The 9,124-nt window shown below is 73.7% G+C and carries 15 protein-coding genes; 10 read left to right on the top strand and 5 right to left on the bottom strand.

The window, feature by feature from the left end; translation table 11 throughout:
- Window positions 1-73: 73 nt before the first annotated feature.
- Both ACXR2U_RS21255 and ACXR2U_RS21250 read right to left on the bottom strand, forming a co-directional pair.
- The gene (locus tag ACXR2U_RS21255) at window positions 74-475 is read right to left on the bottom strand and encodes a hypothetical protein (protein ID WP_458827089.1); all 402 of its coding nucleotides are present in this window, start codon (window positions 473-475) and stop codon (window positions 74-76) included.
- Entirely contained in the window at window positions 472-942 is a 471-nt protein-coding gene (locus ACXR2U_RS21250; protein ID WP_458827088.1) for an Asp23/Gls24 family envelope stress response protein, read from the bottom strand. The genes ACXR2U_RS21255 and ACXR2U_RS21250 overlap by 4 nt, the downstream gene beginning before the upstream one ends.
- A gap of 225 nt (window positions 943-1,167) precedes the next feature.
- Between ACXR2U_RS21250 and ACXR2U_RS21245 the strand changes: the two genes are divergently transcribed.
- The 7 genes from ACXR2U_RS21245 to ACXR2U_RS21215 all read left to right on the top strand — a co-directional run bounded on the left by ACXR2U_RS21245 (window position 1,168) and on the right by ACXR2U_RS21215 (window position 5,823).
- On the top strand, window positions 1,168-1,743 hold the full coding sequence (locus tag ACXR2U_RS21245; protein WP_458827087.1) for an RNA polymerase sigma factor: 576 nt from the start codon (window positions 1,168-1,170) through the stop codon (window positions 1,741-1,743).
- A complete protein-coding gene (locus ACXR2U_RS21240; protein ID WP_458827086.1) occupies window positions 1,740-2,276 on the top strand; it encodes a hypothetical protein in 537 nt (178 codons plus the stop codon). The genes ACXR2U_RS21245 and ACXR2U_RS21240 overlap by 4 nt, the downstream gene beginning before the upstream one ends.
- The gene (locus tag ACXR2U_RS21235) at window positions 2,273-2,575 is read left to right on the top strand and encodes an Asp23/Gls24 family envelope stress response protein (protein WP_458827085.1); all 303 of its coding nucleotides are present in this window, start codon (window positions 2,273-2,275) and stop codon (window positions 2,573-2,575) included. The genes ACXR2U_RS21240 and ACXR2U_RS21235 overlap by 4 nt, the downstream gene beginning before the upstream one ends.
- 35 nt (window positions 2,576-2,610) lie before the next feature.
- Complete coding sequence (locus ACXR2U_RS21230) at window positions 2,611-3,258, top strand: lysophospholipid acyltransferase family protein (RefSeq protein WP_458827084.1); 648 nt, start codon at window positions 2,611-2,613, stop codon at window positions 3,256-3,258.
- Window positions 3,259-3,337: 79 nt separating this feature from the next.
- Window positions 3,338-3,835, top strand: coding sequence for an FBP domain-containing protein (locus ACXR2U_RS21225; RefSeq protein WP_458827083.1), 498 nt, complete (start codon window positions 3,338-3,340; stop codon window positions 3,833-3,835).
- A gap of 63 nt (window positions 3,836-3,898) precedes the next feature.
- Window positions 3,899-4,915 (top strand): proline racemase family protein, encoded by a 1,017-nt coding sequence (locus tag ACXR2U_RS21220; protein ID WP_458827082.1) that lies wholly within the window; start codon window positions 3,899-3,901, stop codon window positions 4,913-4,915.
- Window positions 4,912-5,823, top strand: coding sequence for an ornithine cyclodeaminase family protein (locus ACXR2U_RS21215; RefSeq protein WP_458827081.1), 912 nt, complete (start codon window positions 4,912-4,914; stop codon window positions 5,821-5,823). The genes ACXR2U_RS21220 and ACXR2U_RS21215 overlap by 4 nt, the downstream gene beginning before the upstream one ends.
- On the opposite strand, the gene ACXR2U_RS21210 is transcribed toward ACXR2U_RS21215, so the two are convergent.
- On the bottom strand, window positions 5,795-6,301 hold the full coding sequence (locus tag ACXR2U_RS21210) for a molybdenum cofactor biosysynthesis protein (protein WP_458827090.1): 507 nt from the start codon (window positions 6,299-6,301) through the stop codon (window positions 5,795-5,797). The genes ACXR2U_RS21215 and ACXR2U_RS21210 overlap by 29 nt on opposite strands.
- Window positions 6,302-6,327: 26 nt before the next feature.
- Between ACXR2U_RS21210 and ACXR2U_RS21205 the strand changes: the two genes are divergently transcribed.
- From ACXR2U_RS21205 to ACXR2U_RS21195, 3 genes are read left to right on the top strand one after another with little or no spacing between them, the layout of a single operon-like run.
- Entirely contained in the window at window positions 6,328-6,993 is a 666-nt protein-coding gene (locus tag ACXR2U_RS21205) for a hypothetical protein (RefSeq protein ID WP_458827080.1), read from the top strand.
- Window positions 6,994-7,032: 39 nt separating this feature from the next.
- The gene (locus tag ACXR2U_RS21200; RefSeq protein WP_458827079.1) at window positions 7,033-7,731 is read left to right on the top strand and encodes a histidine phosphatase family protein; all 699 of its coding nucleotides are present in this window, start codon (window positions 7,033-7,035) and stop codon (window positions 7,729-7,731) included.
- A complete protein-coding gene (locus ACXR2U_RS21195) occupies window positions 7,728-8,546 on the top strand; it encodes an NAD(P)H-hydrate dehydratase (RefSeq protein ID WP_458827078.1) in 819 nt (272 codons plus the stop codon). Before ACXR2U_RS21200 ends, ACXR2U_RS21195 begins: the two co-directional genes overlap by 4 nt.
- A 187-nt stretch (window positions 8,547-8,733) precedes the next feature.
- Here the strand turns inward: ACXR2U_RS21195 and rpmJ are convergent, their stop codons facing one another.
- Both rpmJ and rpmG read right to left on the bottom strand, forming a co-directional pair.
- Entirely contained in the window at window positions 8,734-8,856 is a 123-nt protein-coding gene (rpmJ, locus tag ACXR2U_RS21190; RefSeq protein ID WP_458827077.1) for a 50S ribosomal protein L36, read from the bottom strand.
- Window positions 8,857-8,900: 44 nt separating this feature from the next.
- Window positions 8,901-9,065, bottom strand: a complete 165-nt coding sequence (gene rpmG / locus ACXR2U_RS21185; protein WP_458827076.1) for a 50S ribosomal protein L33 — start codon at window positions 9,063-9,065, stop codon at window positions 8,901-8,903.
- Between the last annotated feature and the right edge of the window lie 59 nt (window positions 9,066-9,124).

Here is a 9,124-nt window from a genome sequence, read left to right as displayed (position 1 = left end):
AACGCGTGCGGGTCGCCGCCCCGGTCGGGGTGGTGCGCGGCGATCCACGCGCGTCGCGCGCGGCGGGGGTCGGTCACGGGCCGCTGGATCCTGGGCTGCTGGGGCCGGGCGGCAGGGCCGGCACCTCGGGCGCGGCGGTCAACGCCGGGACCTCGGGATCCGCACCGGCCGGCAACTCCGGAGTGCTGTTCCCGGCGGTGGACGCGTCATCGTCCGTGTCGTCGTCCGTGTCGTCGTCCGTGGCGAGATCGTCGACCACGAGGAGGAGGGAGCGGCCCTCGAGCCACGGCGTCAGGGCGTCGTCGACGCGCTGCCCGAGGTCCGGCAACGCCTCGCCGTAGCGGGCGACCACGTGGACCTCGACCTCGTCGGCGTCGGCCGCGACCCCGTTGGGTCCGTGGCCGTGGACGCGCACGACGCCCGGCAACGCCGACACCACCGCACGGATGCGGTCGGTGTCGACCGTTCCGGTCACTGGACCCGGGCCTCGGCGCCGGACGTGTCGTCGCCGTCGTCGTCGCCGGGGATGTGGATGTCGTCGACGGCGATGTTGACCTCGGTGACCTCCAGCGTGGTCATCCGCTCGATGGCGCCGATGACGTTGCGGCGGATCGCCTTGGTGACCTCACCGATCTCCACGCCGTACTCGATGACGACGTCGAGGTCGACCGCGGCCTGGCGCTCGCCGACCTCGACCGAGACACCTGCGCCGAGGCTGGGCCGGCCGCCGGGGATGCGCTCGCGGACCGCGCCGAACGCGCGCGAGGCGCCGCCGCCGAGCTTGTGCACGCCCCGGATCTCGCGGGCGGCGATCCCCGCGATCTTCTCCACGACGGTGTCGGCGATGGTGGTCTTGCCGTGGGTGGTCACGAGGGCGGTGTCTGCGGTGGTCGCGGGCGCCGACGTGGTGACGTCGGGCTTGGTGGTGGACGTGGCTGCCATGACGAGCCTCCTGGTACTGACGGTCTGGTGTTCGTGCCGGGCGGAGCACCGGAACGGCGGACACCTCTCTGACACGTCGTGCCCGCGGGTCGTCACACGCATGCACGGTGATCACCCTCACTGGGTCTGATCTCAGAACCCACGTGTTGGGTTGGAGGTCGTGGGGTCACGACGTCGTGGGGGCGTGGTGCCGGTCTGCCACGATGGCCGGATGAGGGGGAGGACGTGCTGACGACCTCCGACCTGCCCGAGGACGTGCTCGTGGCCCGCGCCCGCGAGGGCGACACCCGCTCGTTCGAGATCCTGCTGCGCCGGTACGAACGGATGGCGTACGCCTCGGCCCTGCGCATCCTCGGTCGCCGGGGCGATGCCGAGGACGCGCTCCAGGACGCGTTCCTCGCCGCCTGGCGGCAGCTGCCCGACTTCCGCGGTGACTCCGCGTTCTCCACCTGGCTGCACCGCATCGTCACGACCCGCGCGCTCAACCAGATCCGGTCGCGCGCGCGGCACGACGACCGCCGCGAAGGCCCCGACATCGCGGACGTCACCCACGGTGGGTTGGCGGTAGCGTCGGGCACGACCCCCGAGTCACAGGTCGAGGCGGGCGCGCTGCTGGCGGCGTTGCAGCGCGCTCTCGCCGACCTGCCGGAGCAGCAGAGGTGGTGTTGGGTGCTGCGCGAGATCGACGGGTGCAGCTACGAGGACGTCGCCGAGATCACCGGCGCCAGCGTCACCACCGTCCGCGGTCGGTTGCACCGTGCACGGATCACCGTCGCCGAGGCCATGGCGGAGTGGCGATGACCGCCCCGCTGCTGCCGTGCGGCCGTGACCCGCTCGACGTCGCCGACCACGCCACCCACGGCACCCTCGACGAACACGAGTCCACCTGCCCGTTCTGCGCCGAGGTCGTCGCCGCGGCCCGGCTGTCGGCGAAGCTCGGGACCGAGGCTGCCGCGGTGGAGGTGCCGGCGCCGTCGCGCGACCTGGTCTCGACGGTGATGCGCTCGGTGCGCACCGAGCTGCGCACCGCCCGCGAGATCCCGCTGGACTCCCCCGACGGTGCCGCCTTCGCCACCGACCACGTCGTGGCGGCCGTCCTGCGCGACGCCCTGGACGCCCACAGTCACCTCATCGTGTCGTCCTGCCGGATCGAGCTGCTCGCCGACGGCCTCGGGGTGCGGATCGAGGCGGTGGGCCGCTACCCGGACGACCTGCGGGCGGAGGCGACCGGTGCCCGTGACCTCGTCATCGCCACCCTGCTCTCGGACTTCGGCCTCGTCGCCACCGCGGGTGTCGACGTCGCGGTGGTCGACCTGATCGAGCCGGTCTCGTGAAGCTGGAGATCCGCGACCCGGTCGTCGCCGAGGTGACCCGTCGGACCGCCTCGACCGTGCCGGGTGTCGCCCGCCTGCACGAACTCCCGTGGCCCGCGAGCCTCGGGCGCGGTCGCAACCGTGACGTCGAGATCGACCGGTCCGCGGGCGTCCTGGTGGTCACGGTGCGCCTCGTGGCGGGGCGCGGTCACCCGGTCATCGAGGTCGTCCGCACCGTGCAACGGTCCGTGCGGGGGGAACTCCGGCGGCTCACCGGGCTCGTCGCCGAGGTCGTCGTGGTCGTCGTCGACCTGGACTGATCCCCACCTCAGGACTTCCCCCTACGCTGACGCCCGTGCCTCGCCGCGTGTCCGTGACCTACCGGGGCGTCATGCTCATCGCGACTCCGATCGTGCGCCTGTGGAGTCGGCTGCGGGTCGACGGTCTCGAGCTCGTCGCGCCGTCCGGGCCGGTGCTGATGATTGCCAACCACGACAGCCAGTGGGACCCGCTGGTGGTGGGCGTCGCCGCGCGGGGCGTCCAGGTGCGGGCGCTGGCGAAGGCGTCGTTGTGGAAGAACCCGATCGTCGCCAAGGTGCTCGACGGCATGGGGCAGATCCCGATCGAGCGGGGACGCAGCGACCACGCGGCGCTCACCAACGCGATCGAGCAGCTGGAGGCGGGTGCCTGCATCGGCATCTTCCCCGAGGGCACGATCTCGCGCGGCCAGCAGCTGCGAGCGCTCTCGGGTGCCGGCCGGCTCGCCCTCGCCGCGCCGGGCACGCAGGTCGTGGGCGTCGCCATCACCGGGGCCGTCGACATCGTCCGCTTCCCGCGCCGGCCGCGGCTGCGGGTCGAGTTCTTCCTGCCGGAGGCCGGCCAGCCGCGCGAGGGTGAGAGTGCGGTGGCGCTCACCAAACGCGTCATGACCGAGGTGCGCGAGAAGGCGCCGCCCGCGCCCGCCGGGCGTCATCCCGGGAAAGCGCCTCGCGTGGCGAGGTAGGTTCGAGGCGTGGCCCGGCTGGTGGAAGTGTCCGACTGACCTTCGTCAGTCGTCCCCACCACACCCCGAAGGCCCGTTCATGCTCCCGCTCGACAAGTCCCACATCCAGCGCGCCCTCGTCAACGTGACGAAGAGTGAGCGCACCGCCGTCACCTTCCCCGTCGACTTCGACTCCGTCCCGTGGGACGCCCTCGACTTCTTCGGCTGGCGGGACCCGAAGAAACCCCAGCGCGGGTACCTCGTCCGCGTGCGCGACGACGGCCCCGTGGCCGTCGCCGTGCAGACGGCCGCGGCCCCGACCGCCACGCCCCGCAAGGCGATGTGTTCGATCTGCCGGGCGGTCGACGCCGCGAGCTCGATCGCGCTGTTCGCCGCCCGCCGCACCGGTCCCGACGGCCGCAAGGGCGACACCGTCGGCACCTACATCTGCAGCGGCCTCGACTGTTCGCGGCAGTTGCGGGTGCCGGAGCCCAAGCCGGGGCGGGCGATCATCGGGGCGCAGGACGCCGATCAGGACCTCCTGGCCGCGGAGATGCTGCAGCGCCTCGACGGCTTCCTCGCCGCGATCGGCGCCTGACCGGGCCGACCTCCACCGGGGGCGGCTCACGACTCCGGACCCCGCGTGTGGTGGGCTCTGCCCGTGCTGCCGCGGACGATCGTCACGACCGACTACCACACCGGCGGTGAGCCGTTCCGGATCGTGGCCGAGCCGCCGGTGGCGATCCCCGGCGCCACCGTGGCGGAACGGCGGGCGCTCGCGATCGCCGATCCGGGCGTCCAGGCGCTGCGAGCGGTGCTGTGTTCCGAACCGCGCGGTCACGCCGACATGTACGGCGGGTTCATCGTGCCGCCGGACGACGACGGTGCCGACTTCGGCGTGCTCTTCTGGCACAAGGACGGCTTCTCGACGGCCTGCGGGCACGGGACGATCGCGCTCGGCGTCTGGGCCGTCGACACGGGGCGGGTGACGGCGCCGGACGACGGCAGCGTCGACGTCGTGGTCGACGTGCCGTCCGGGCGGGTGACGGCCCGGGTGCACCGCGCCGCCGGACGCACGGTCGCGGTCGACTTCGTCAACGTGCCGAGCTGGGTCGTCGCGCGCGAGGTCCCGGTGAGCACCTCCCGCGGAGACACCACGGTCACCGTGGCGTTCGGCGGGGCGATCTACGCGACGTTGCCTGCTGCAACGTTCGGGTTGTCCGTCACGCCGGCCCACCTCGCCGAGCTCACCGCGCTCGGCCGGGAGATCAAGTGGGCGCTCGACGACGCCGACGTCGCGCAGCACCCGACGGACCCTCGTTTGTCCGGCGTCTACGGCACGATCTGGTTCGACGAACTGGGCGACACCGACGGCGTGGTGCACCAGCGCAACGTGACCGTCTTCGCCGACGGCGAGGTCGACCGCTCACCGTGTGGATCCGGCACCAGTGCGCGACTGGCCGTGCTCGCCGCCGACGGCCGGTTGCCCCGCGAGACGGTGCTGCGCCACGACTCGATCGTCGGGAGCCGCTTCACCGGGACGGTGCTGGAGACGCTCGAGGTCGACGGTCGGGCGGCGGTGGTCCCGCAGGTCACCGGCACGGCGTACCGCACCGGGGAGCACACCTTCGTGATCGACCCGCACGACGACCTCGTGCCGGGCTTCGTGTTGCGATGAGGTTCCTCGACGCCGCGGCCGTTGCGGCGCTCGGTCCGGCAGCGGCGGTCGAGGCGGTTTCGGCCGCACTGCGCGGGGGATTCGACCCGGCCGACGACCCGGCACGGATCCGGGTCGACCTCGCGCACGGCCACTTCCTGCTCATGCCGTCGTCCACGTCGGACGCGGCCGGTGTGAAGGTGGCGACCGTTGCACCGGGCAACGCTGACCTGGGTCTGCCGCGCATCCAGGCCACGTACCTGCTCTTCGACGCCACCACCCTCGCGTTGCGGGCGGCGCTCGACGGCACCGCGCTGACCACCCTGCGGACCCCGGCGGTGTCGATCGCGGCCGTGCTGCCGGTGCTGCCCGACCGCCCCCTCACCGTGGCCGTCGTCGGGGCCGGACCGCAGGCGCGCGGCCACGCCGCCACCCTCGCGGCGGTGCGGGAGCTCGCCGAGGTGACCTACCTGGTGCGCGACCCGGCCGGCACCGAACTTCCGGCCCGTCGGCTCGGCTCCGCCGATGCGGCCGTGGTGCTCGCGCGGGCGGACGTCGTCGTCTGCGCGACCTCGGCCCGCACGCCGGTGTTCGACTCGGCGCTGCTGCGCGACGACGTCGTCGTGGTGGCCGTCGGTTCCCACGAGCCCGACCTGCGGGAACTCGACGCCGCGCTGATGAGCCGGTCGACGGTCGTGGTCGAGTCCCTGGCATCGGCCACCCGGGAGGCGGGCGACGTCGTCCTCGCGGTCGCCGAGGGCGCGGTGAGCGTCGGCGACCTCGTGCCGATGCGGGACGTGGTCGCCGGCGCGGTGGTGCCGCCGCCCGGCCGGCCGGTGGTGTTCAAGGGCGTCGGCATGTCGTGGCAGGACCTCGTGGTCGCCGAGGCGGTGGTCGCGGCTACGTCTGGGACGGCCCCGTCAGGGTGACCCCGACCGGCCCGACCCGCAGCACGCCGTCGTCGAGCGGGGTGGTCCGGACGCCGCCGCGCCCGCGCATCGCCGTCCAGGTGCCCGCGCCGACCACCACGTCGAGCCAGCGGCAGGGGTTGGCCGCGCGGTTGACCCGGAACCGGATCGGACCGTCGCCGGAGTCGAGCGTGACGGTGTGTCCGACTAGGGCGTCGACGTCGAGCCCGCGCAGCAGGACGTTGCGGCGCAGGGCCCGCAGGTCGGGCGGGCCGGGCAGGTCCCCGACCGCGTCGGCGGAGACGAACGTGACCGCGGCGTCGCGGTGCGCGGGTCGGTTGAAGTAGCGGTCGCCGACCAGACCCTGACCGGAACGGACCTGGGCGACCTCGACCAGCTCGCCCGTCGTCTCGGGTCCCGGGCCGTCGGCGGGGCGGCCCTCGTAGCGGTGGGTCGGCGCGACCAGCAGTTGGACGATCTCGACCGGCACGGCGCCCATCATCCCGGGCGCGGCAGGATGGGCGTGTGCAGCCTCGGTACGAGCCCGACCCGTGGGCGATGCAGTTGGTCGCGCGGGTCGAGAAGGTCGACCCGCCGACCCGGACCGACGTGCTGACGGCGTCGGCGATGGCGGTCGTCGCCCTGCTCGACGACGAGCGGGCGCTGCCCGGTGGGGAGTGGTTCGAGGCCGTGACCTCGTGGACCGACCGGGCGATCCGCAAGCACTGTCGGCGGGCGCGGGGGATCGCGTGGGAGCGGGCCGAGGCGGTCGGCGGTGTGACCGTTGCACACGGCAGCGCTCTGGTGCGCGCGTACCCGCCGACGCCGGTGGGGGAGATCCCGGTCGACATCGGCAAGCTCCAGCTCGAGGGGTCGAGTGAGCTGCCGGATCCGGACCGGGTCGGTGCCCGGGTGCGGCCCGACCACGACGTCGTCATCGCCGTCTCCGCCGAACCGTTCCTCCCCTGGGGCAAGGCGGCCGCGGCGACGGGCCACGCCGCGCAACTGAGCCGTGGCGCGATGGGCGGGCGCCGGGCCCGTCGGTGGAGCGAGGCCGGGCACCCGCTGCGGGTCGTGCAGCCCGACGTCGCCGGGTGGCGCGAGGCCGTGCGCACCGCCGACGTCGTCGTCCGCGACGGCGGGCACACCGTGGTGGCCCCCGGGACCGTCACGGCCGTCGCCTGGTTCTGAGCGAGGGGCGCGGCCGGGGTCGTGGGTAAGGCGACACCCGTGGATCAACTGGTGCTGGTGCGGCACGGCGAGAGCCTCGGCAACGTCGCGCGGGAACGGGCCTACGCCGAGCACGCGGACGTCATCGACATCGCCGAGCGCGACGCCGACGTCGCGCTGTCGGACCGTGGGCGCCGCCAGGCCGCGGCGGTGGCGGCCGTGCTCGAGACGGGCGACGACGTCACGGCGTGGTCGTCGAACTACCTGCGCGCGTTGCAGACCGCCGAACTGGCCCTGCCGCCCGAGATGTTCGCGCGTCTGCAGGTCGACGAGCGGCTGCGCGACCGGGAGCTCGGCATCCTCGACAAGCTGACCGGCTGGGGCATCCTCGACCGCTTCCCGGACGAGGCCCGGCGACGCCGCGAGCTGGGCAAGTTCTTCCACCGGCCGCCGGGCGGGGAGTCGTGGGCCGACGTCGTCCTCCGGTTGCGGTCGTGGCTGCACGACGTCGGACCGGGCCGGCATGTGGTCTTCGCGCACGACGCCGTCATCGTGCTGGTGCGGTACGTCCTCGAGCACCTCGACGAGGCGACGGCGCTGCGCATCAGTGACGAGCAACCGCTGTCCAATGCATCGATCACGGTGTTGCGGCGGGAGGACGGCGGTGCGTGGGTGGCGGTCGCGCACGGCGACAGCGACCACCTCGGCCACCTCGAGACCGAACACCCGCCCGAGCCGGACGCGGGGCCGGCGTCGTGACCGAGGTCGTCAGTCCGGCCGTCCTGCGCGGGTGGCCCCTGCCCGGCGGTGGGGGCTCCAAGCACGCGCGGGGGCACGTCGTCGTCGTGGGCGGCTCGGCCGCGACACCGGGCGCGGCGCTGCTGGCCGGGCTCGCCGCCCTGCGGATGGGTGCCGGAGTGTTGGCGCTCGCGGTGCCCGAGGCGGTGGCGATCCCGCTCGCGGTCGCCCTCCCGGAGGCGATGGTGCAGCCGCTCGGCGCCGCCACCCCGGAGCTGGTCGGTGACGCCACCGCGGTGCTGATCGGCCCGGGGTTCGACGCGCCGGGCTCGACCCGGACCGCGCTGGAGACGGTGCTGCCGCACGTGCCGGACACCGCCCGGCTCGTCCTCGACGCCTTCGCGCTCGGGGTGCTGCCCGACGTCGCCCGCCTCATCGAGCCGTTCGCGGGCCGGCTGGTGCTCACCCCGAACGACTCCGAGGCGGCGCGGTTGCTCGACGTCGACGACGCCCCCGACGACGCCGCCGTCCGGCTGGCCGAGCGCTACGGCGCGGCCGTCAGTCACAGCGGCACGATCGCGTCGCCCGACGGCACGGTGCGCGCGGTCGACACCGGCCACGCCGGGCTCGGGACGTCGGGCAGCGGTGACGTGCTGGCCGGGGCCGTCGTGGGCGTCGCCGCGCGGGGCGCCGAACCGGATCAGGCCGCGTGCTGGGCGACCTACGCCCACGCCGCCGCGGGCGACCGCCTCGCCGCCCGTGTCGGACGCCTGGGCTTCCTCGCCCGCGAACTGCTCGACGAGCTCCCGGTGATCCTCACCGAGCTCGAGTCCTGACCCTGATCCTCACCAAGCTCGAGTCCTGATCCTCACCGAGCTCGAGTCCTGACCCGCCGCCGCGCCCGACCCGCCCCACAGAACTGGTGAGTGGTCACCTTCCCCCGTGAGTGGTCAGCAATTGGTGACCACTCACCGCAGGACGTGACCACTCACCAGAGGGGGGCAGGTCGGATCGGCCGCGCGGTCAGCCCTGACGGGTCTTGTGACGCGGGTTGTTCCTGCTGATGACGTAGGTCCGGCCGTGACGCCGGATCACCTGCGTGCCGGGCTGGGCCTTCATGCTCTTGAGCGAGTTGCGCACCTTCACGGTGATCTCCTGTGCTGTCTGGTGGTGGCGGGACCCGGCGAGGGTCAGCGTTCCTCGCGGAACTCGACTATCTGGCGCAGCTGGGCGTCGTACTTGCGCAGGCGCAGCCGGTCCGGGTCGTTCTGCTTGTTGACGGTGGTGGTGTACGTCGAGCCGGTGCCCGCGGAACTGCGGAGCGTCACGACGCGACGGGCGTTGCGAGTGGTCATGTCCTCACCTCGCCCGATCCAACCACCGCCTACCGGGAACCATTCCCGACAAGCGGCAC

The organism is Jatrophihabitans sp. YIM 134969, from assembly GCF_054456675.1.
Note: the sequence above shows the minus strand (reverse complement) of the source record. Positions and strands in the feature narration are given on the sequence as shown.